Annotated in this window: 20 protein-coding genes and 1 riboswitch; of the genes, 12 read left to right on the forward strand and 8 right to left on the reverse strand. The window is 49.5% G+C overall.

Annotated elements, in window-relative coordinates:
* Window positions 1-6: 6 nt before the first annotated feature.
* Window positions 7-206: riboswitch (cobalamin riboswitch) on the reverse strand.
* Between the two features lie 163 nt (window positions 207-369).
* The 5 genes from ACFQZR_RS24440 to ACFQZR_RS24460 are packed head-to-tail and all read left to right on the forward strand — an operon-like array spanning window position 370 to window position 5279.
* The gene (locus tag ACFQZR_RS24440) at window positions 370-1074 is read left to right on the forward strand and encodes a response regulator transcription factor (protein WP_379350752.1); all 705 of its coding nucleotides are present in this window, start codon (window positions 370-372) and stop codon (window positions 1072-1074) included.
* Entirely contained in the window at window positions 1071-2087 is a 1017-nt protein-coding gene (locus tag ACFQZR_RS24445; RefSeq protein ID WP_379350754.1) for a sensor histidine kinase, read from the forward strand. Before ACFQZR_RS24440 ends, ACFQZR_RS24445 begins: the two co-directional genes overlap by 4 nt.
* 5 nt (window positions 2088-2092) lie before the next feature.
* Window positions 2093-2863: an ABC transporter ATP-binding protein gene (locus ACFQZR_RS24450; RefSeq protein ID WP_018756378.1), complete on the forward strand. Its 771-nt coding sequence runs from the start codon at window positions 2093-2095 to the stop codon at window positions 2861-2863.
* On the forward strand, window positions 2838-4730 hold the full coding sequence (locus ACFQZR_RS24455) for an FtsX-like permease family protein (RefSeq protein WP_379350757.1): 1893 nt from the start codon (window positions 2838-2840) through the stop codon (window positions 4728-4730). The genes ACFQZR_RS24450 and ACFQZR_RS24455 overlap by 26 nt, the downstream gene beginning before the upstream one ends.
* Window positions 4731-4784: 54 nt before the next feature.
* The gene (locus tag ACFQZR_RS24460) at window positions 4785-5279 is read left to right on the forward strand and encodes a hypothetical protein (RefSeq protein ID WP_379350759.1); all 495 of its coding nucleotides are present in this window, start codon (window positions 4785-4787) and stop codon (window positions 5277-5279) included.
* Between the two features lie 110 nt (window positions 5280-5389).
* On the opposite strand, the gene cbiB is transcribed toward ACFQZR_RS24460, so the two are convergent.
* From cbiB to cobD, 3 genes are read right to left on the reverse strand one after another with little or no spacing between them, the layout of a single operon-like run.
* The gene (gene cbiB, locus ACFQZR_RS24465) at window positions 5390-6364 is read right to left on the reverse strand and encodes an adenosylcobinamide-phosphate synthase CbiB (RefSeq protein WP_379350761.1); all 975 of its coding nucleotides are present in this window, start codon (window positions 6362-6364) and stop codon (window positions 5390-5392) included.
* Entirely contained in the window at window positions 6364-7089 is a 726-nt protein-coding gene (locus ACFQZR_RS24470; RefSeq protein ID WP_379350991.1) for an adenosylcobinamide amidohydrolase, read from the reverse strand. The genes cbiB and ACFQZR_RS24470 overlap by 1 nt, the downstream gene beginning before the upstream one ends.
* A gap of 7 nt (window positions 7090-7096) precedes the next feature.
* Window positions 7097-8191, reverse strand: a complete 1095-nt coding sequence (gene cobD / locus ACFQZR_RS24475) for a threonine-phosphate decarboxylase CobD (RefSeq protein WP_379350764.1) — start codon at window positions 8189-8191, stop codon at window positions 7097-7099.
* Window positions 8192-8515: 324 nt separating this feature from the next.
* On the opposite strand from cobD, the gene lplA reads away from it, so the two are divergent.
* The 3 genes from lplA to ACFQZR_RS24490 all read left to right on the forward strand — a co-directional run bounded on the left by lplA (window position 8516) and on the right by ACFQZR_RS24490 (window position 11492).
* A complete protein-coding gene (gene lplA, locus ACFQZR_RS24480; RefSeq protein WP_018756383.1) occupies window positions 8516-9517 on the forward strand; it encodes a lipoate--protein ligase in 1002 nt (333 codons plus the stop codon).
* Between the two features lie 8 nt (window positions 9518-9525).
* The gene (locus ACFQZR_RS24485; RefSeq protein WP_379350767.1) at window positions 9526-10461 is read left to right on the forward strand and encodes a DMT family transporter; all 936 of its coding nucleotides are present in this window, start codon (window positions 9526-9528) and stop codon (window positions 10459-10461) included.
* A gap of 236 nt (window positions 10462-10697) precedes the next feature.
* Window positions 10698-11492: a Cof-type HAD-IIB family hydrolase gene (locus ACFQZR_RS24490; protein ID WP_379350769.1), complete on the forward strand. Its 795-nt coding sequence runs from the start codon at window positions 10698-10700 to the stop codon at window positions 11490-11492.
* A 75-nt stretch (window positions 11493-11567) separates the two neighbouring features.
* On the opposite strand, the gene nrdG is transcribed toward ACFQZR_RS24490, so the two are convergent.
* The 3 genes from nrdG to ACFQZR_RS24505 form a co-directional block, all read right to left on the reverse strand.
* Window positions 11568-12041 carry an anaerobic ribonucleoside-triphosphate reductase activating protein gene (gene nrdG, locus ACFQZR_RS24495; protein WP_379350771.1) on the reverse strand — a complete coding sequence of 158 codons (474 nt, stop codon included), beginning with the start codon at window positions 12039-12041 and terminating at the stop codon, window positions 11568-11570.
* The gene (locus tag ACFQZR_RS24500) at window positions 12038-13885 is read right to left on the reverse strand and encodes an anaerobic ribonucleoside triphosphate reductase (RefSeq protein WP_379350774.1); all 1848 of its coding nucleotides are present in this window, start codon (window positions 13883-13885) and stop codon (window positions 12038-12040) included. Before ACFQZR_RS24500 ends, nrdG begins: the two co-directional genes overlap by 4 nt.
* 161 nt (window positions 13886-14046) lie before the next feature.
* Window positions 14047-15804, reverse strand: a complete 1758-nt coding sequence (locus tag ACFQZR_RS24505; protein ID WP_379350776.1) for a glycoside hydrolase family 35 protein — start codon at window positions 15802-15804, stop codon at window positions 14047-14049.
* Between the two features lie 166 nt (window positions 15805-15970).
* On the opposite strand from ACFQZR_RS24505, the gene ACFQZR_RS24510 reads away from it, so the two are divergent.
* Window positions 15971-16870, forward strand: coding sequence for a helix-turn-helix domain-containing protein (locus tag ACFQZR_RS24510; RefSeq protein ID WP_379350778.1), 900 nt, complete (start codon window positions 15971-15973; stop codon window positions 16868-16870).
* A gap of 89 nt (window positions 16871-16959) precedes the next feature.
* Here ACFQZR_RS24510 and ACFQZR_RS24515 read toward each other — a convergent pair whose 3' ends face one another.
* Window positions 16960-17835, reverse strand: a complete 876-nt coding sequence (locus ACFQZR_RS24515) for an AraC family transcriptional regulator (protein ID WP_483874916.1) — start codon at window positions 17833-17835, stop codon at window positions 16960-16962.
* Window positions 17836-17964: 129 nt separating this feature from the next.
* On the opposite strand from ACFQZR_RS24515, the gene ACFQZR_RS24520 reads away from it, so the two are divergent.
* The 3 genes from ACFQZR_RS24520 (at window position 17965) to ACFQZR_RS24530 (ending at window position 20860) form a co-directional block, all read left to right on the forward strand.
* Window positions 17965-19023, forward strand: coding sequence for a Gfo/Idh/MocA family protein (locus tag ACFQZR_RS24520; protein ID WP_379350780.1), 1059 nt, complete (start codon window positions 17965-17967; stop codon window positions 19021-19023).
* Between the two features lie 62 nt (window positions 19024-19085).
* Complete coding sequence (locus ACFQZR_RS24525; protein ID WP_379350782.1) at window positions 19086-19943, forward strand: sugar phosphate isomerase/epimerase family protein; 858 nt, start codon at window positions 19086-19088, stop codon at window positions 19941-19943.
* Between the two features lie 41 nt (window positions 19944-19984).
* Window positions 19985-20860: a sugar phosphate isomerase/epimerase family protein gene (locus ACFQZR_RS24530; RefSeq protein WP_018756393.1), complete on the forward strand. Its 876-nt coding sequence runs from the start codon at window positions 19985-19987 to the stop codon at window positions 20858-20860.
* Between the two features lie 78 nt (window positions 20861-20938).
* On the opposite strand, the gene ACFQZR_RS24535 is transcribed toward ACFQZR_RS24530, so the two are convergent.
* Complete coding sequence (locus ACFQZR_RS24535; protein WP_379350995.1) at window positions 20939-21244, reverse strand: MTH1187 family thiamine-binding protein; 306 nt, start codon at window positions 21242-21244, stop codon at window positions 20939-20941.
* Window positions 21245-21365 lie beyond the last annotated feature (121 nt).

Genomic DNA, 21365 nt, shown 5'->3' on the forward strand with positions numbered 1-21365 from the left:
AAGGTTTGTCATTCGTATCCATAGGCAGGTCTCCTGACTTATGGGTCTTGCATGCCCTCGCCTTCCCATTCCTGTTATGGAACAGTGGCTATTGAGGTCATCCCCAGATTACAGTGGCGGGACCGTTCCGGATTTGCACCGGATTCCCTTTTAACCCGATCTATACGACATTCGCACAGATAGGGACCTACAGATTTCCTATTCAATTCAAGCTAAGCCTTTCACCTTGTTATTATAGGGGAAAAGCCCCCACCTTACAACTAAATATGTAGCACATTTGCAGCCCCTTGATTTGTATTTCGAATAAGAAATCTTTATCATCATAACTAGCAAATAATGAACCTCTTATTGAAGGAGAGAAATGCCCTCATGGATAGAATCATGATTGTAGAAGACGATCCCAAGATATACACCTTGCTCAAAGAGCAGCTTGAGAAATACGGCTATAAGGCTGTCGTCGCAGATGATTTCGACCGCATTGCGGATCAGTTCACCCAGATCGAACCCAATCTCGTACTGCTCGATGTCAATTTGCCGAAGTTCGATGGATTCTATTGGTGCCGCCAAATCCGCCAAATCTCCACCTGTCCCATCCTCTTCATCTCTGCAAGGGAAGGTAAAATGGAGCAAGTGATGGCCCTAGAGCACGGTGCCGATGATTATATTACCAAGCCTTTCGATTATGAGATTGTCATGGCCAAAATCGCCAGCCACCTGCGCCGCGCCTATGGTAGCTATGCACCAAAAGCTACGGAGCGCTCTTTAAGTCTCCACGGACTTACCCTCTTGCCTGAACGTCTGGAGGTCTCCTTAGCGGATCAGAGTCTGGAGCTGCTCCGCAAAGAATCGTTGCTGCTGGAAGTGCTCATGGAGCGTTATCCTCGCGTTGTTAGCCGTGATCGAATTCTGGAGAAGCTATGGGATGAGAACCATTTCGTGGACGAGAATACGCTCAATGTATATGTCACGCGCCTTCGCAAGAAGCTGAAGGATCTTGGCATAGAAGAAGCGGTCGAGACGGTACGGGGCGCGGGCTATCGCCTGAAGGTGACATGGGCGGATGTCTCCTCATGAGACTGTTCCTTCGTGATCACGTTCCATTAATGATTATTCTAGGACTTCAAATTGTTATAACATCCATTGTTTATGCCTTTAATGACGGTTCAGCACTATCGACCATCAGCTACGTCTTCTTCGTAAGTCTATTTCTGTTACTGGTCTTCCTCGTCTATCAATATGTGTCCAAACGGGGGTTCTATGCCAGATTATCGAATCCGGAGGCATCCATGGAGCCCATCTTCACATCCAAGAGCAGACAGTTCACACCGATCGAACAAGCATTGCAAGATTTGCTCACTGACCAGTTTCATTTTATGCAGCAAGAGCTTCATCAGGCAGAGAATCGTATGAACCGCCATGTTACGTTTATGAATCAATGGGTGCATGATATGAAGACACCGCTCTCCGTTATCCATATGACGATTCAAGATGAAGATGAGCCGATTTTTGACAGTATACGGGAAGAGACAGACCGGCTAACCAAGGGGCTTGAGACCGTGCTCTATATGGCTAGGCTGGATAGCTTCGAGCATGACTTTTATATTGAAGAGGTCGACCTCGCCCAGATGATGGGGCAATTCGTGAAGCAGAATAAAAGGTTATTCATTCGCAGTCAAGTCTTCCCGAAAATCGGGATCGATGAGAACCAGACGGTCGTGTCCGATGAGAAATGGCTTACCTTCGTCTTTAGTCAGATCATCAACAATGCCGTAAAATATTCCGCAGGCAAAAGCCGCACCATCGAGATCAGCGCTTCCATGGAGCAGGAGCATACCGTGGTCCAAGTACGTGATTATGGCATTGGTATTCCAGCGCACGATGTTGAACGTGTATTCGAACCGTATTTTACCGGAGATAATGGGAGACAATATCCCGCTTCCACCGGCATGGGCTTATATCTCGTCCATGAGATCTGCAGTCGACTCGGTCATCGCATCACCGTTGAGTCGGAACAAGGCGAAGGCACAAGTGTAAGAATATATTTCACCAATACAACCGAAGACGATGCTTACCGGCGAAAGGAGTGAGGCGCGTGGATATGCTTCAAGTTCGAAATATCAATAAAGTATACAGCGGGCGCAAAGCGTTCCGAGCATTGACCGACCTCAGCTTAACGATCCGTGAAGGTGAATTCGTCGGTATTATGGGACCATCCGGCAGTGGGAAGACCACGCTCTTAAATGTAATCTCGACGATTGATATGCCGTCATCCGGCCAGATTCTCATTAACGGCAGCAACCCGTACAAGCTTCGCAAGAACAAACTTGCCGCTTTTCGAAGACAACAGCTCGGGTTCGTATTCCAAGAGTTCCATCTTATTGAGACGCTGACAATTGGAGAGAATATCATCCTTCCGTTAACGCTGGACGGCGTGCGCGTCTCCGAAATGGAAGAGCGGCTGAGCAGCATTATTCAGAAGCTCGGGATCAAGGATATTCGTGATAACAGTATTTTCGAAGTATCACGGGGACAGCAGCAGCGAGCAGCAATCGCACGAGCAATTATTCATCGTCCATCGCTCTTGCTCGCCGATGAGCCGACAGGGAACTTGGACTCTAAAGCATCCAGACATGTCATGGAGACGCTTCAGCAGATTAATGAAACCGATCGCACCACGATGATGATGGTAACCCATGACCCGATCGCAGCCAGCTATTGCCACCGGGTGATCTTTATTAAGGACGGGATGCTCTATAATGAGATCGTTCAAGGACAGAATCGTTCCGCATTCTATCAGAAGATCATCAATGCGATCGCGCTTCTAGGAGGGGACGCGAATGAATTTTCTACAATTCGCGTTTAACAATGTCAAGCGGCATGCTCGGAAATATGCAGCCTATTTCTTCAGCAGCGCCTTCGCTGTGATGATCTTCTTCTTATACGTTGCTTTTAGCCTACATCCCAAAATTCTACCAAGCACGGTCAATGAAATCGTATCCGGCGGCATGACGCTTGGGGCAAGCTCGATCGTATTTTTCTCATTCATCTTCATTCTCTATTCCACGGCCGTCTTTGTCCAAGCTCGCAGTCAGCAGTTCGGCATTCTGACGATCCTCGGAATGACGAAGAGGCAGCTGCGATTTATGCTGTTTTTGGAGTTTTCCATTATTGGCGTCGGTTCGATACTAACAGGGACTGTCACAGGACTTGTCTTCCTGAAATTATTCCTGATCATCGCATCGCTTGCGGTTGGCGGCAGCTCGATGACGTTCTATTTTCCAATCGAAGCATTGAAGACAACGGCCATCACATACGGCATCTTGTTCATCTTCATCTCGCCACTGTCCTATCTGTTCATTGGCAGACAACCGCTGATGGAGCTGCTCACGGTTCGCCGCAGAAAACTACGATTCCGTAATTCATCCTACATTTTCGCGACCATCGCACTATGCTGCTTGATCTGGAGTTACGTGCAAGCTTTCAGAAAAGATGTAGGGACCTTTCTCATCGCGTTTATGGTCATTCATATTGGGTTATATGGATTGTTCAGGCATGTCCTTCCTATCGTTATGCGCTGGATGAAGAAGATTCGCTCGCTGTTCTGGAGGAAGACAAATCTGCTCAAATTATCGGAGACGGAGCTTCGCATTCGTGAGAATGGGCTGATGTTCTATTTGCTTACGATACTCTGGACCATTACCTGCTTATGTGTTGTCGTCCTCGTATCCATCCGATTTCTGATGGACGTAACGCCGAACAAAGAACCGTTCCAGTTATACTATGTTTCCAACTTGAACAATCCGAAGCAGGATACGCATATCCAATATATTGAGCAGAGTCTGAAGGAAACGGGTGTAACGTACAGTAAACAACGTATACCATTGTTGCGTTTCACAACAACACCAGAGAACTATGTGGATTATTTCATGCGATATCAAGATTATGTGCGTCTCGGCGAGTTCTATAAGTCTCCGATCACGTCATTGCACGAAGGTGAGGCGTTATGGCTTTCCAGAGGGAAAGATAACATGGCGAAAAATCGCACCTCGATTCAGATACCTAACTATTCGAGCTCACTGCAACTGTTAAAGCCACCAGATACCAAAAAGAACTGGATGCCAGAGCTGCGAGGTAAGAACGGGAGCGTACTGGTGATCACCGATTCCCTGTACAAGGAACTAGCAGCCAACACAGCAGGCGAAAGCATGACTTTCTTCGGTTATCAATTTACAAATAGCAATAATGCATTAACCTTGTTCGCACTCGTGGAGAAAGGACTAGGCCAGGAAGGGGTACAAGATCGTTATCAATATTCCCTCGCTGCCTATTATGAATATCTCTTCCAGCAGATGCCGTACATTGTGATTTTCATCGGCTTATTCATTACAGCCGTATTCTTCACAGCGGGGGCCAGCTTCGTCTATTTCAAGATCTACTCGGACTTGAACAAAGATCTCGTTCAATTCCGGGCGCTCTACAATATTGGCGTCAGCATTCCTGAGCTCTATCAGATCGTCAGAACCCGCGTCGTCCTGATGATGGGCATGCCGAGCTTGTTCGCAATATTGAACAGCGCAGGGCTCTTGCTCTTCATCAAGCAGCAGGATGACACAATGTTCAAGTGGCTTCCGTTCATTGTGTCCTTCGTCCTCTTCATCTTGATCCAGACGTGCTTCAGTTTAATTCTGCGGAAGCGGTATTGGGCGCACATTGTGAATAGTCTGAAGTGAGAGGTGAGTGCGGCGAGGGGGAATCCGAGACGGTAAGGGCAAATAACTGCTTTTTTGCAGTTATTTGCGCCGCTGCGAGCGGGGGATCGCGATTTAACTGCGTTTTTGCAGTTATTTGCGCCTCTGCGAGCGGGGAATCGCGATTTAACTGCATTTTTGCAGTTATTTGAGCCTCTGCGAGCGGGGTATCGCGATTTAACTGCGTTTTTGCAGTTATTCGAGCCTCTGCGAGCGGGGTATCGCGATTTAACTGCGTTTTTGCAGTTATTTGAGCCACTGCGAGCGGGGTATCGCGATTTAACTGCATTATTGCAGTTATTCGTACCACTGCGAGCGGGGTATCGCGATTTAACTGCATTTTTGCAGTTATTTGCGCCTCTGCGAGCGGGGTATCGCGATTTAACTGCATTTTTGCAGTTATTCGAAGCCTCTGCGAGCGGGGTATCGCGATTTAACTGCATTTTTGCAGTTATTCGGGCCTCTGCGAGCGGGGTATCGCGATTTAACTGCGTATTTGCAGTTATTCGCGCCTCTGCGAGCAGGGTATAGCGATTTAACTGCGTTTTTACAGTTATTTGAGCCGCTCAATGAGACATATAAGAAAAGGGGCTTGTCAACCTGCATACCATGCGGTGACAAGCCCCTTTTTTCGTTCGTGATTACCACATCGATGACGATGCAGCTAGCCATAGGATGGCTGCGCTGATCAGCGCGAACATTGCTGAGCTCAGGTACATCAATCTCACGGTCATCGGAATGTGGTCCGCTCGAAGGGGCTCCTTCGGTTCACCCATGTACGCTCGAAAGGACGCGATCCCCTTGTAGACGTTATGCCCTCCAAGCCTTACACCAAGTGCGCCAGCAACCGCAGACTCCGGGTATCCACTGTTCGGACTCGGGTGCTCCTTCGCATCTCGGCGAACCGTCCGCCAAGCACTTCGTGCATCATGACGCAGCAGCCAAGCAGCTATCGTGAGTAATATCGCGGTTATCCGCGCCGGGATCCAGTTCGCCACATCATCCAACCGAGCCGATGCGAATCCAAGGTCTTTATACTTCTCATTCTTGTAACCGACCATCGAATCGAGCGTATTTACCGCGCGGTAAGCCATGGCGAGCGGTGCGCCCCCAATAGCAGCATAGAATAAAGGCGATGTAATCGCATCGACGATATTTTCGGCGACGGTCTCGACTGTTCCTCTCACGATTTCCGGTTCGTCCAAATGCTCCGTATCTCGACCAACGATCATCCCGAGTGATCGTCGTGCCGCAGGCATATCCCCTGCACGGAGATGACGGTATACCTCCATCCCTGCATCCTTCAAGCCTTTCGTCGCAATGGTCGTCGCGATCAGCAAGACCTCCAGCGCCCAAGCCAGCCACGGATGAATCAACGCAACCAAGTAGAGCACTCCCCATGTGAGCAGGAATACCCCCCCGACGAGGATCAGTGGGAGTAAGAACCCTCCTGCTTTCAATTGCTTCGGTGTATGTGCGATGCGGCGAACGCCACGTTCCAATTGGGTAATCGCTCTGCCCATGAAGATAACCGGATGCGGAATCCAGCGGGGATCGCCGATGATGCAATCGACGATATAAGCGAGAATAATAAAATACGCATGCTCTAACATCATTATGCTTCTCCTTGCGTTCGTGCCGCTTCATAAACGGTGTTGTACACGAGACGCCCGAGCAGATTGCCGAGCGTCGTCGCGCTGCCCGCATACTGGTGCTCCGCACCATAGCGGGCGCTCTGGCTCACGGCGAGCACGACGGTGTCCGTCGTCGTGCCCGTCGCCACATCACCGTCCTGCGGGTCGGTGATGCCTAGATCTTGCAGCGCGGCGGCCTTCGCTTCCGTCGCGGTAATAATCGCGCCGACCAGCGCAGCCGGCGCGAGCCGCCCGTCCACGGCCACGATCGTATTGATCGTGCCCGGCGCGTAGGCGGCGAACGTCTCGCGCGCTCGCCCGGCGCGCGCGGCATTGGAGGTGCCCGCCGTCGTACACACGACGATACGGGCCTGATCGCCCTCCGCTTCCGCAATGGAGGCATGCGTCAGCTTCGCTGCGGTCAATAGGCCTACCGTCTGATCCAGCGGATAGCCCCAAGCCATAATCTCCGATTCCAGATGCTGAATCGGATCGGGGCGATTATAATCCTTCGTGACGTAGACGTTCACGATATGATCAGCAACCGTACTGCCGCCAGCATATGGTGCACTGCTAAGCGTCTGCAGCGGTTCCGGCGCGAGCATCCGAATATGATGCTGTTCCCGATCATAACGGAATGCAAGTCCTGGCCAGCACGTACTCTCATACACCATCAACGCTTCACCAGCTCGAAAAGGCTGTACCATCTTCACGCTACACCCCTTCCTGCCACACTTCGGTAAGCTTATTGAATAGGATTTCATTCCGTTCTCGATCCTTCACCGCAAGCCGGATGTCCGTTTCGCTGAGCCCTTCATACATGGCACAGCTCCGAATCAATATTCCTTTCAGCCCCAGCTTTGTCTGAAGCTGCTCCGCAGTCCAGGGCTTCGGTAACCGCACGAGGATAAAATTCGCAAGACTTGGCCAGGTCTGGCAGCCAAATTCCTGTTCCAATCGCTCAATCATGTAATTCCGTTCAATCACCGTCTGTTCTCGCGTTACCGCCTCATATTCCTCACAATCTACCAAACAGGCTTCCCCAGCCGCTAATGCAAGCCGATTCACGCTCCATGTTACCTGCTTCGATTTCAGCCGATGAATGAGTGACGGCCCTGCGACCGCATAACCCAACCGCAATCCAGGAATCGCATAGAACTTCGTCATCGAACGAATGAGGATGACATGCGAATATTGCTCCACACAAGGCAGCAAGGTCGCCTGCCTATCCGGTGCGATGAAATCCATGAACGCTTCATCAATAATCAACATTGTGTCCGTATCAGCCGCGATCGCCGCAAGCTGCTCCAGCTCTTCGAGATCGTACTGCACACCTGTCGGATTGTTCGGCTGCCCGAGGAAGAGAAGATCCACCTCCTGCATCAAGCCTGCAATTTCATTCAGTTCCGCACGAAACCCCTGTTCCGCATGCCCATGGATCCCAATAACCTCCGCACCGAATTTTCGGGACAACTCCGCATATTCGGAGAAACATGGGTAGATCACGCCAACGCGGCTCGGCGCCATCGCAAGCAATGCGAGTGCCATGCATTCCGCCGCGCCGTTCCCAATGCAGATCATCGATTCATCCACATGCAGCGCTTCCGATAACAAAGCCCGCAGCCGCCGATGATCCGGGTCCGGATAATGCACCACATCCCGCAGCTCCTGTTGAACCCTTGCCAGCACATGCGGCGGCGGACCGAGTGGGTTAATATTCGCGCTATAATCGATGAATGCCCCTCGGTCCACACCAAATGCCGCCTGGGCCGTCTCTAAATCTCCCCCATGACCAAACCTTTCAATCATTTTTTCAATCGTCCTTTCCCCATCGCGTACATGTTTATTTCGTTCAAATATAAGAGTCTATAAGTTATAGAGGTTGTTCAAAAAGTCAACTTTTTGAACACGCACTTATACGTTCTTATATTTCTCGCTTAAACGCTTCCCATCCATGTAAGGATCCCGTAGTCGTTTATGCTTGATTATGGGCATGAATGCACCTTGGCGTCAACACTGATTCTGCCTTGATCCTTTGTAGATTTTGACGAAATAGATTACAATGAATAGTTGAATGAACATTCGTGAAATTTGCAATATTTTCAGAAAAATCGATCCGCTGGAGGGGTACACATGTTATTTATTGACAACCAAGGGATTACCGACCCGACACTCAATCTAGCCATTGAAGAATATGCGCTTCGGCATCTCCCAATGGATGACAGCTACTTGCTGTTCTATATTAATGAACCGTCCATTATCATCGGTAAGCATCAGAATACGATTGAAGAGATTAATGCGGAATATGTCAAAGAACATGGCATTCACATCGTACGCCGTTTATCCGGTGGCGGAGCCGTGTATCACGACCTTGGCAACCTGAACTTCAGCTTCTTGACCAAGGACGATGGACAATCCTTCAACAATTTCAAGAAATTCACCGAGCCTGTCGTCGATGCCCTTCGCAAGCTTGGCGTCGAGTCCGAACTAACAGGCCGCAATGATATCCAGATCGGCGAGCGTAAGATCTCGGGGAATGCGCAATTTAGCTCCCGCGGACGTATGTTCAGCCACGGTACATTACTCTTCAACTCCGAAATGGAGAATGTCGCTTCCGCGCTGAAAGTGAACGCTGAGAAGATCGCTTCCAAAGGAACCAAATCGGTTCGCAGCCGCGTCGCGAATATCTCGGAGTTCCTCACCGAGCCGATGACGATCGAACAATTCCGTGCTGAGGTTTTACGCAGCATTTTCGGCATGGAGCCAGATCAAGTTCCACAATATCGACTTACCGAGGAAGATTGGGTCAAAATCCGCCAAATCGCGGATGAGCGCTACCGTAATTGGGATTGGAACTACGGCGAATCACCAAAATTCAATATCCGCAACTCGAAACGCTTCCCAATTGGCATCGTCGATCTACGTCTTGATGTGGAAGATGGCAACATCCATGAAATCAAAATTTATGGCGATTTCTTCGCTAAACGTGATATTTCAGAACTCGAAGATCTTCTACGCGGTACTCGATATGAAGAATCCTCTGTTCGCGCCAAGCTAGAAGGTACAGACATTACGCAATTTTTCGGCAATCTCGAATTCGATGCATTTGTGGGCTTGCTCTTCTTGGAGGCTTAATCCGCACCATGAAACGCTCGCTCTTCGCAGATCTGATTCTTCTATCGGTTGCCCTCATTTGGGGGACGACCTTTCTTATTGTGCAGCATGCTGTTCAGGCCTTGCCGCCGCTTGCTTTTAATGGTATCCGGTTTACAGGAGCCGCACTATTATTCTTTATTATTCTAGTCTTCGTGCACCGAGATTGGTTGAAGCACATGAACACAAAATTGCTCTGGCATGGCTTCGTACTCGGCGTACTGCTGTTCGGCGGGTATGGGTTCCAGACCTACGGCCTCCTATATACGACATCCTCCAATGCAGGATTTATTACAGGACTCTCCGTCGTTTTGGTTCCCTTCTTCTCGATGTGGTTCCTACGCCAGCGGCTGAACTGGATCGCTTGGCTCAGCGCAGCCGTTGCACTTATCGGCTTATTCCTGCTCTCCACCGGAGGAGCATCATTATCCATTAATTTCGGAGATCTACTCGTGCTCCTCTGCGCGATTTGCTTCGCATTGCAAATTGTCGCAACCGGCCGATATGCCCCGGAGCATCCGACACTGCTGCTCGTGACAATTCAACTCGGTACGGTAGGGATTCTCGGCATCATCGGTTCTATTCTACTCGAGGACACGGGGACGATGCAGGATTGGATTCACCTAGCCTCGCAGCCGGAGGTTTTGATGGCACTTGGCATTACCTTGCTGTTCGGTACCGCCTTCGCGTTCTGGGCACAGACTTACTGTCAGAAATACACGTCTCCGGCGCGCGTCGCGATTATTTTCGCCATGGAGCCCGTGTTCGCAGGCATTACAGGGTACATCTGGGGCAACGAAAAGCTCGGCGTCACGGCCATTATCGGTTGTGTCCTCATGTTCATCAGTATGTTAATCGCAGAGTTGCGTCCCTCAGGGCAGCACGCTTCTGAACCCTCTGCTGAACGATTGGAACGAGCGAACTAGTCATGCTTCCACGAAAAGTACCGGACACTGGATCCGCTAAGTGCCCCGATTCTAGCCATTTGTGATGACTTACGGACCGACGTGCTCTTATTGACCCATTCATGAACACTTTATGTGTAAAAAGGAGCGAATAACGGATTCATTGTCCGTTACACCGCAATATAAAGATCCCATATCCAAAATAACGGACGTACCATCCGTCGGGAGTTGGGATGCTTACTTTAGGAGGTTCCACCATGTACAAACTTATCGCGATCGATGTAGATGACACACTCATCAATGATGATAAAATCGTGACCGAGGCGACCCAACTCGCCCTCGAGCAATCGATTGCCCAAGGCGTGACGGTCACACTCGCAACAGGACGCATGTATGCGTCCGCACAGGCCATCGCCCGCCAAATCGGGATGAACGTACCTTTGATTACCTATCAAGGTTCCTTGGTCAAAAACTTACTGGACGGTCACGTATTATATGAGCGTAGCGTGCCACAAGATGCGGCGCGCCGCATTCTTCAATATTCCGAAGCGCATGGACTGCATTTGCAGCTCTATATTGATGACCAACTCTATGTGCAAGTAGATAACGAGAAGACGCAATCGTATGCGGGACTCTCCAAAATCCCTTACATCGTCGAGCCCGACTTCAGCAAACTGATCGATCAACCTTCTACCAAAATGCTCATCATCGATGAGCCAGATTACCTGGACGAAGTCGCTGTGAAGCTTCGCGACATGTTAGGCGATCAAGTGCACATCACGAAGTCCAAGCCGCATTTCCTCGAGATCATGCACAAAGAAGGTACCAAAGGCCACGCGCTCACGTATCTCGCTGAGCATTTTGACTGCGACCTCTCCGAAGTCATGGCGATCGGCGATGCGTGGAACGACCGTGAAATGCTTGAGGTAGCTGGACTTGGGGTAGCCATGGGTAATGCAGTCCCATCCCTCAAAGAAATCGCCGATGAGATCACCCTCTCGAACAATGAAGACGGCGTGGCGCATATCATTCGCAAGCATATCTTGAACTAGCTAGTACACAGGATAAAGCCCTCCCGTTGTCGCAACACTGAGATGTTGCTGACACGGGAGGGCTTCTTATTTTATTTACCCTCGAATCGCATCCATCAACACTGCTTTTGAGAGCAGTCTCTGATTCCAACTCCCCCGAAAAGCAAGCGTGATATCCCGCTCCGCGAGCACAAAAGGACCATCTACCAGCATATCGCATTCCTCTAAGAGCAATCGCTGTTCGGCCGTTCCATGCTCAAGCAGCTGCTCTAACGTGTAGCCCGTGTAGACCCATAAGTTCTTGCCCATTCGTTTCACTTCGCGTGCTAGCAGATAAGCTTCCTCGGCTTGCGCGAACGGATCGCCCCCTGAGAAGGTCACATCCGATATCGGATTGCTCGCAATCTCATCGGCAGCTTCCGCAATCGTCATTTCCGTTCCATTCGTCATTCGCCAGCTCTGGGGGTTATGACATCCACGACAATGATGCGGACAGCCTGCGAAGAACAGCACCGTCCGCAATCCTTCACCATCCACGACAGAATCATGAATGATATTCATCATTTTCATGTATGCTTCACCCGGTCCGACTCTTCCGCCTTCTTGGCTGAATTCCAGCGGGACAAGGCCCCGACCAGGTACCCCGTAATGCGGCGAATCCGTTCAATGTCCGCTTCATCTTTCGCTCCGCAAGATGGGCATGCTTCATGAATGATTCCCGAATATCCACATTGTTTGCAGCGATCGACCGGATGATTAATCGATCCATAGCCAATCCCTTCCCGGTGCATCGTACGCACGAGCGCATCAATAGCAGCGGTATTGTGTCGCAGCGACCCGTCGCATTCCACATACGTAATATGCCCTGCATTGCATGCGGCATGGAACGGCGACTCTTTGCGGATTTTATCGACTGCCTTCAACTTATAATAGACCGGTACATGGAAGCTGTTCGTGTAATACGACCGATCAGTAATGCCTGTCAGCTCGCCAAATTGTTCCCGATCCTGTCCGACGAACTTCCCGGACAAGCCTTCTGCAGGCGTCGCAAGAAGCGAATAATTCAACTGATATTGCTCCATCGCTTGATCCATCTTCTCACGCATATAGCGCACGATCGTAAGTCCCAGCTCCCATGCTTCATCACTCTCGCCATGATGCCGTCCGCACAGCGCAACGAGCGCCTCCGCCAGTCCAATGAATCCTAAGCTCAATGTCCCTTGCTTGAGCACTTGCTCCAGCGTATCATCCATTTGGAGCTGCTCCCCACCGCGCCAGACGCCTTGGGCATATAGGAAGCGGAAGTTCACCGCTTTTTTCTTGCATTGATAGAGATAGCGGTCATAGAGCTGTTCAACCCCGACTTGCATTACTTGGTCCAGTCGGCGCCAGAAATCTTCCAGATCCGTACTGAGGAGCGCGAGACGAACCAAATTCACCGTTGAGAACGAGAGATTTCCCCGTCCGATGCTGTTCTCTTCGCCATGGAGGTTCCCCATCACCCGGGTACGGCATCCCATGTAAGCCACTTCACTTTCCGGCGTTCCATTCAGATATTGCGCATTGAACGGTGCGTCGAGGAAGCTAAAATTCGGGAATAACCGCTCACTCGTCGTCTCCAACGCCAGTTGATACAGATCATAGTTCGGATCACCGGGATTGAAATTGACGCCTTCTTTGACCTTGAACACCTGAATCGGGAAAATCGGCGTCTCACCGTGTCCTAGTCCTGCCTTGGTTGCGCGCAGCAAGCTTCGCGTCAGCATACGCCCTTCTCGCGATATATCGGTGCCATAATTGACCGAAATGAACGGCACTTGTCCACCCCCACGCGAATGCATGCTATTCGCATTATGTACGAAAGCTTCACATGCTTGATACGTATCTCGTTCCGTCTCCAGCCACGCCTGTTCCTCGCACTGCTCTATTGTAAAAGTCGTCGGATAGCTCTGAATTCGTGCGAGATTCCGTTCATAGGTTCGCGTTATATATGGCGCCAGATCATAATCGAACATCGGATAGGCTTGTCCCCCATGCTGCATATTTTGATTCGATTGGAGAATGATCGAAGATAGTGCCATCGCACTCTTAATGTCCCGCGGTGAACGCATATGCCCATGTCCTGTATTGAATCCCGAAGCCAATAACTGCCCGAGTGGGATTTGACAACATGTCGTCGTTCCGGTCGCCATGAAGTCCGCATCATGGACATAGAGTAGATTCTCATCCACCATCGCATGTGCTTCTACAGATAATAGATGCTGTTTCATATACCATTTACTGCTCTCGGAAGCGAGCTTCGCCATCTGCCCCATTGGAGAGCGTCCATCCATATTCGCATTCTCCTGCAAAATATCGCTATTCTCCTCCCCGAAAATAGCCTCAAAATGGTTATCTAAATGATGTGATTTCATAGTCTCCGTCCTTATCCCTACAAGATATAGTTGATATTTACGGATTTTACTACGAGATATAGATTTTCACTGTGACTATTCGCACTACTCCAAATCGTTCCCAAGACGCAGCGAAGCGCCTCTCGCCCGTTACTGACAGGGCTGGAAGCGCTTCGTAAAAATTAATTTTTCGTCGATGCTAAAATAGGCTGATCTGTGAACTCAAGTTCGGATTGTCCGGAAGGGTGAAGCTCAAGCACCACGATTTCATTCTCGCCTTGACGCAATAGCGGAGCCGGGATATAGAGCGTCTGCTGCGGTCCGCGATTCCAGTAGCGTCCGATGTTGAAGCCATTCACATACACGACGCCTTTCTTCCAGTCTTCCATCTGCAAGAACGTATCGGCTGGCGCGCCTTCAATGTTCAGGACTGCACGATGGAAGGTTGGTTCATTCGATAACGACTCGGTTCTATAGGCAATTCCTTCTGCATTATCGAGCGGTAAGCAATAAGTCGTCCATCCGAACAGGAATTGGTAACCGTGGCGTACGCCTTCCGTGATCCCCTTACGGTCCATCATGTACGGGCCATAATTGATTCGGCCCATATTCTCAAGAATGATTCGCAGCTTCGCGCCGCCTGCAGGCACCGAGAAGGCAACTTTCTTCGAGGCATCCCAACGCTCGATCACGCCCATATATTGATCATCCAGGAAGACAATCGCACGGTCATGACAATCCTGAATCGTGAGCTCGCTCTCGCCGCGTGGCCCGGAAATGAAAGTCTCGTAGACGATAAAGCCATCATTTTGACCTAACGCTTCCATCGTCTCCGGCGCTGCGGTCTGAATCGGCGTCGAAATTCGGTTCAACTGCGCGAAGAAGCCAGCCGTCTCTTGAATCGCAACTTTGCCATAAGCCGCCTTCGCAATTGGCGCAGGCAGTTCAAGCTCAGGAAGATCGACATACTTCCCGACAACTTCTCTGACTTTGAAATATTTCTCCGTCGGTTCGCCGGACTCGTTCAGCGACACATCGTAATCGTAGCTCGTAATTGTAGGATCGTACTTGTCGCCGCAGTTTGCCCCGCTCGTAAATCCAAAGTTCGTGCCGCCATGGAACATATAGAAATTGACAGATGCGCCAAGCGCCAACATCTCTTCGAAATTCGCAGCAGCATCATCCGCATTACGTGTATGATGTTCCTCGCCCCAATGATCGAACCAGCCGTTCCAATATTCCATACACATCAACGGCCCTTCCGGCTGATACTGGCGAAGCTCCTCGAAGGCTTCTTTGGCCCGTGATCCAAAGTTAACCGTCTCAAGAACGCCAGGAACCATGCCCCCTTGAAGCATGAAATCACCAGGTCCGTCAGAAGTGAAGAGAAGCACGTCGATGCCGCGCTGAATCATCGATTGTTGTAGATGTACAAGATAAGACGTGTCATTGCCGTAGCTGCCATATTCATTTTCGATTTGCATCGCAATGATCGGTCCGCCGTTCGTAATGAGAAGCGGCTTCAGGATCGGAAGCAAGGCATCATAGTACGCATCCACGTGATCTAGGAAAGGCTTGTGATTGCAGCGGATTTTCATCCCTGGGTCTGCAAGCAGCCATGCCGGCAATCCGCCGAACTCCCACTCAGCGCAAATATATGGACTCGGACGCACGATCACATGCAGCCCAATTTCGCCTGCCGTGCGGATGAATCCTGCCACATCCGCCATGCCATCGAAGCGGAATTCCCCTTTTTTCGGCTCATGGAAGTTCCATGGAATGTAAGTCTCCACCGTATTGAACCCACAAGCTTTCAATTTAAGCAGCCGGTCGCGCCAATATTCCGGTACGACGCGGAAGTAATGGATTGCTCCTGATAGAAGGCGAATCGGTTCGCCGTTTAGCACAAAATCATTCTTTTTGACGATAAACTCTCCCATTATGCCACCTCAATATTCATGATTTGTAAACGCATACTCTCATACTAAATGAAATCGCGTGATCTCCACATAGCCAAACCCGCCCATTATTTGACCTTTTTTTCCCGCATCATTATACTTGAAATGATATCAAGCCCAAATCTTCTTTTCGGAGGAGAGGACGAACATGGAACTCTATTTGCCGGACCAGACCAGCACGATGCAGATTATCGGATGCCACTTCGGAACGAAACCGCCCGGGTGGCGTTATGCACGGCATCACCATTTTTTGTTCGAAATTCTACATTGTATGGAAGGTTCAGCTTACCAAATGATCGGGAACGATGAGACGACCCTTCATGCCGGCGAATGGATGCTCTTCAAGTCAGGCGTTGCGCATGAGATGATGAATCTTGCCGATCAACCTTATCGTTATTTCAACGTCCATTTTGACCTCGACGATCCGATCCTGCGCGCTGCGCTGTGTCAATTCGACTATACGATCCTAACGCCTGAGGAGATTGGCGCGAGTATGGATCAGCAATTAGCCATCGTGGAGGAGACAATATTGTCGCTGACGCAGAATACCGGCAATAAGCTTAGCGGCTCGATACAACAGCTGCATATTCAAGCTTTTATTCTGGAGCTGATCGAACGGTTCTCACAGAAAATCCAAGCCCAGCTATCGGCATCTGCAGGCGAAAGCGCTGCCAGACCTACATCCTATACCCCAACGAGCAGCGAGACGGCCATCGCCAGGGAGATGGAGTACATTCTAAGAACAGAGCAGCTTTATAAAGGAACGATCGGCGATATCGCATCCGGTATGGGCCTCAGTCGAAGCCAATGCAGCAAAATTTTCACCAAAGTGTATGGGCAATCTCCGCGTCAATATATTAGCCGACTCATCTTGAACAAAGCGAAGCACTTATTGGTTAACTCCAACTTATCGATTGAACAAATCGCCGAAGAACTCGGCTTCGAATCCACGAGTCAATTTTCTAGACAATTTCGGAGATGGACGGGAACGGCACCATCGCATTTCAGACCGCGTCTGCACAATTCCGTGACTGTCGCTTCGCAATAAATGCTAAACACAAATAAGACGCCTACAGCAATAATGCGGGCGTCTTTTTTCTTATGCGATTGAAGGCAAAGCTCCATATTGGCGGTTGTTTAGTGCAATTCCATACGACGCACATGCGAAGGGGAGACACCTTTATAGGATTTAAACAATCGGCTGAAATAATAAATATCGTTAAACCCTGTAGCCAGTGCGATCTCCGAAATACTCTTCGACGTATTGTGCAGCATATATTCCGAATTGTTGATGCGCACATGATTGATATAATCTGAAATCGTCTTCCCGGTTAGCTCCTTGAACAGGCGGCTAAAATGGAATCGGCTCATATTGACCTGCTTGGCTAGATCGTCCACGGTCATTTTCGACGCATAGTTCTCCTCAATATATTGTAGGATTGGATCGAACCGTTCTAGATTTTTGATCCTTGTCTTATATTCGTTCACAGGCAGAACCCGCGCCACATATCTTCGCAGCAAGATTGTAAGCAGACGGTACAATTCTGACTTTACCGCGAGCTCATAGCCGAACACCCTGCCATCGTACTCTTCGATCAGCTTCTTCAGGCAGGCATTTACCTCGGCATCCTGCGATATTTTATGCTGGAACGAGATCTGATTCTGGGTAATCGGCGTAATGTACTTCGTCTCCACTGCATCCACGGATTGACTGTGCAGTAATGACGGGTCCGCAATCACGGTAAAATAGAACAAATTATCCGATAGATTCACGCCGTGGTGCAAATCCGTACTATTCACAACCACTAAATCCCCGCCCGACACATAGCTCGGTTCCGAGTTGCATTCGATCATCGCCTCACCCTCAACAATGACAAGGAATTCAATATGTTCATGCCAATGATGCGGAAAACACGTCATACCATATTCGGTAAAACGCGTTCGATGAATTTTGAGCGGAAAATGCGGATCGGGCATATCCATATGCTCACGATGGGATTGTAGTTTTTCCAATTGCCTCACCTCAAATAGCACAATAATACAAAACATCAGCAATGCTTTTCATGGAGTTCCTTCCTCTAAATAATATAATACAGACATAAAGATTAATAGATGAAATCATTGAGAGGAGCAAAAAATATTATGTCTACAATTAAAATTGGTGTCATTGGTGCAGGTTCCATCTCGGAGGCGCATTTTAATGCGTACAAAGGCAATAAAGAAGTTGAGATTTACGCGGTTTGTGATTTGAATGAACAAAGAGCGCAAGACAAAGCAAATAAATACGGTGCTTCGAAAATATATACAGACTATAACGAGCTGCTAGCTAACCCGGAAATTGAAGCTGTCAGCATCTGTACTTGGAATAACACACATGCAGAGATTAGTGCTGCAGCGATTCGCGCAGGCAAGCATGTTCTTGTCGAGAAGCCATTATGCCGCACCGTTGAGGAAGCGCTTCAATTACAAGAAGTTGTTCGTTCTTCGAACAAAATCCTTCAAGTCGGTGTCGTTCGTCGTTACGATCCTAACGCGCAAATGCTTCGTAAATTTATCGACAATGGCGATATTGGTGAGATCTACTATGCCAAAGCATCCAGCATTCGCCGTCTTGGCAACCCAGGTGGTTGGTTCTCGGATATCGAGCGTTCCGGCGGCGGACCACTTATCGATATCGGCGTACACGTCATCGACTTGTGCTGGTACATGATGGGCAGACCAAAAGTAAAATCCGTAAGTGGTAATACGTACCGCAAGCTGGGCAACCGTTCAAACATTCAGAACCTTTCCTTCTATCAAGCAGCAGACTATGATGCAGAGAAGAATACGGTTGAAGATATGACGAACGCATTGATTCGCTTCGAAAATGGTGCTTCCCTACTCGTTGATGTGAGCTTTACGCTGCATGCAAGAAAAGATGAAGCGACTGTGAAATTGTTCGGAACGAAGGGCGGCCTTGAAATCGATCCAGAAATTTATATTGCAACAGAGAAATATGACACGATTCTTAATATCAAGCCGCAAACAGACGCAGCTAGCTTCGACTTCGGACGCGCGTTCCAATCGGAGATCGATAACTTCATCCGCTGCGTGAAGACGGGTGAAGAGCCGATCAGCCCGGTTGAAGATGGCGTTGAGATTATGAAAATCCTACGTGGTATCTATGAATCTGCTGAAAAAGGCGAAGAAATCCACTTTTAGAGGTAGTTCAAAAAGTCATCTTTGACGAATAGCATCATAACTAATAAAAGGATGTGTACGAGATGAAACTCGGATTAAGTTCATATAGTCTATATCAAGCCATGGAGTCTGGCCAATTGACATTTCCAGAGGCCATTGAATGGGCGGCAGATCATGGCGCTGAACATATCGAGATCGTTCCGCTCGGATTCGATCTGAACAAGAACCCAGAGCTAATCGATGTGATCCGTCAAACGGCGGAGGCGAAAGGCATCGAAATCTCAAACTACGCGATTGGCGCGAACTTCATTACGGAAGACGAAGCATCCTATGAGGCAGAAATCGCCCGCGTCATGAAAGAAGTCGATAACGCAGCCGCGCTCGGCGTGAAGCTGATGCGCCACGACGTTGCGAGCCGCAGCGACATTTCCATCAATAACTTTAATAGCGATCTGCCGAAGCTTGCTGACGCATGCCGCCGCATCGCGGATCATGCCGCGCAATACGGCATCACGACAAGCGTAGAGAACCACGGCTACTACATTCAGAACGCAGATCGCGTGCAAGCGCTCGTGCATGCAGTTGATCGTCCGAACTACCGCACGACGCTCGATATCGGGAACTTCATGTGCTCCGACGAAGAATCTGTTGTTGCGACGAAGAAGAATATCGGCATTGCATCGATGGTTCACATTAAAGACTTCTACCTGCGTCCAGCAGGACAGAATCCTGGCAGAGGCTGGTTCCCGACGTCTTCCGGCAACTACTTACGCGGAGCGATCGCAGGACATGGCGACATCAAGATGCGTGAAGTACTGCGCGTTGTGAAGCAATCCGGCTATGATGGTTACCTCTCGCTCGAATTCGAAGGCATGGAAGAATGCCGCCTAGCTTCGGAGATTGGCCTTGAGAACATCCGTCGTATCTGGGATGAAGTATAAGCGCAGGAATCTACGAATAACGAATGAAGGAGAGAATCGAGATGGGAATTCCAAATAAAATCGGCGTTATCGTCGATAGCTTCCAGGTGGGCGTACGTGAAGGCCTCATTAAAGCTAAAAATGTAGGCGCAGACGGCGTACAAATCTATGCGGTCAAAGGTGAGATGGATCCCGACAATCTATCCACTGCACAGCGTAAAGAGCTGAAAGAATATATCGCGTCACTTGGTCTTGAAATCTCCGCCCTTGTCGGCGACCTTGGCGGTCATGGATTCCAAGACAAGAATGAAAATGCATGGAAAATCGAGAAGTCCAAACGAATTCTTGACCTGGCTGTAGAGCTCGGAACGAATGTCGTAACGACACATATCGGAATTGTGCCTGACGATACGAACAGCGAAGTCTACCATGCCATGCAGCAAGCTTGTGATGAGCTTAGCCGTTATGCAACGAGCGTCAATGCATATTTCGCGATTGAGACAGGTCCTGAGCGTTCCGCTCATTTGCGTGACTTCCTTAATACGCTTAGCACGAACGGATTATCCGTTAACTTCGATCCTGCGAATATGGTCATGGTCACAGGCGATGACCCCGTTGAGGGCGTACACAACCTGAAGGATTACATCGTGCATACGCATGCGAAGGACGGTATTCGCTTGCAAGAAGTTGATCCTCGTGTCATCTATGGGGCACTTGGTTTCGAACCGCTTGATCATGAGAAGATGGCTAAGATGGTTACAGACGGCCAATTCTTCCGTGAAGTGCCGCTTGGCGAGGGGAAAGTCGCATGGCCTGCTTATATTCAAGCGCTGCAAGATATCGGCTATACTGGCTACTTGACGATTGAACGCGAGGTAGGCACGAATCCAGAGGCCGATATTGCGAAGGCGGTTCAGTTCTTGAAGCAATTCAAATAACATCCAAAGATATGCAAAGACCCTTCCGGTTCATCTGAACCTTGGAAGGGTCTCTTCGTATTCTACATCTTCACGAACCTAGGTATTCAGCTTCGCTCTCACCGATTCAAGCTTCTGCGCCACCGAGCTGTCTTGATCTCTACGGTCATCGATCTTCACCACCGTCGATACACGTCCTGCTCCCGCTTGGAATGGACACTCATGCAGCCTTCGGATCGCCTCGAACAGTCGATCAATCGAACCTTCGATGATCGTCCCCATCGCCGTCATCTCATAGTTGATGCCTTCAACTGAGGATAAGGTTCGCTGCATATCTGCCACGTACCCGCTAAGACTTGTCGTTGCCGTCCCAATGGGAATCACCGTAATTTCAGCAATTGCCATCATTCCCCCTCCTCTCTTTGTGCTTCATTCTTCTATTTTACCCGATTTTAGGCCGTAACCCTAGTCATACGAAAAGACTCCTACCAGGAACAGCTTTATGCCCGCTGATAAGAGTCCTTCA

The organism is Paenibacillus sp. GCM10027629, from assembly GCF_042676425.1.
GTDB classification, from domain to species: domain Bacteria; phylum Bacillota; class Bacilli; order Paenibacillales; family Paenibacillaceae; genus Paenibacillus_K; species Paenibacillus_K terrigena.

Bases quoted from the DNA above. Each gene is read 5' to 3' on its own strand.
- ACFQZR_RS24440 (WP_379350752.1), top strand. From the start codon at position 370: ATGGATAGAATCATGATTGTAGAAGACGATCCCAAGATATACACCTTG.
- ACFQZR_RS24445 (WP_379350754.1), top strand. From the start codon at position 1,071: ATGAGACTGTTCCTTCGTGATCACGTTCCATTAATGATTATTCTAGGA.
- ACFQZR_RS24455 (WP_379350757.1), top strand. From the start codon at position 2,838: ATGAATTTTCTACAATTCGCGTTTAACAATGTCAAGCGGCATGCTCGG.
- cbiB (WP_379350761.1), bottom strand. From the start codon at position 6,364: ATGATGTTAGAGCATGCGTATTTTATTATTCTCGCTTATATCGTCGAT.
- ACFQZR_RS24470 (WP_379350991.1), bottom strand. From the start codon at position 7,089: ATGGTACAGCCTTTTCGAGCTGGTGAAGCGTTGATGGTGTATGAGAGT.
- cobD (WP_379350764.1), bottom strand. From the start codon at position 8,191: ATGATTGAAAGGTTTGGTCATGGGGGAGATTTAGAGACGGCCCAGGCG.
- lplA (WP_018756383.1), top strand. From the start codon at position 8,516: ATGTTATTTATTGACAACCAAGGGATTACCGACCCGACACTCAATCTA.
- ACFQZR_RS24485 (WP_379350767.1), top strand. From the start codon at position 9,526: ATGAAACGCTCGCTCTTCGCAGATCTGATTCTTCTATCGGTTGCCCTC.
- ACFQZR_RS24490 (WP_379350769.1), top strand. From the start codon at position 10,698: ATGTACAAACTTATCGCGATCGATGTAGATGACACACTCATCAATGAT.
- nrdG (WP_379350771.1), bottom strand. From the start codon at position 12,041: ATGAAAATGATGAATATCATTCATGATTCTGTCGTGGATGGTGAAGGA.
- ACFQZR_RS24500 (WP_379350774.1), bottom strand. From the start codon at position 13,885: ATGAAATCACATCATTTAGATAACCATTTTGAGGCTATTTTCGGGGAG.
- ACFQZR_RS24505 (WP_379350776.1), bottom strand. From the start codon at position 15,804: ATGGGAGAGTTTATCGTCAAAAAGAATGATTTTGTGCTAAACGGCGAA.
- ACFQZR_RS24510 (WP_379350778.1), top strand. From the start codon at position 15,971: ATGGAACTCTATTTGCCGGACCAGACCAGCACGATGCAGATTATCGGA.
- ACFQZR_RS24520 (WP_379350780.1), top strand. From the start codon at position 17,965: ATGTCTACAATTAAAATTGGTGTCATTGGTGCAGGTTCCATCTCGGAG.
- ACFQZR_RS24525 (WP_379350782.1), top strand. From the start codon at position 19,086: ATGAAACTCGGATTAAGTTCATATAGTCTATATCAAGCCATGGAGTCT.
- ACFQZR_RS24530 (WP_018756393.1), top strand. From the start codon at position 19,985: ATGGGAATTCCAAATAAAATCGGCGTTATCGTCGATAGCTTCCAGGTG.
- ACFQZR_RS24535 (WP_379350995.1), bottom strand. From the start codon at position 21,244: ATGGCAATTGCTGAAATTACGGTGATTCCCATTGGGACGGCAACGACA.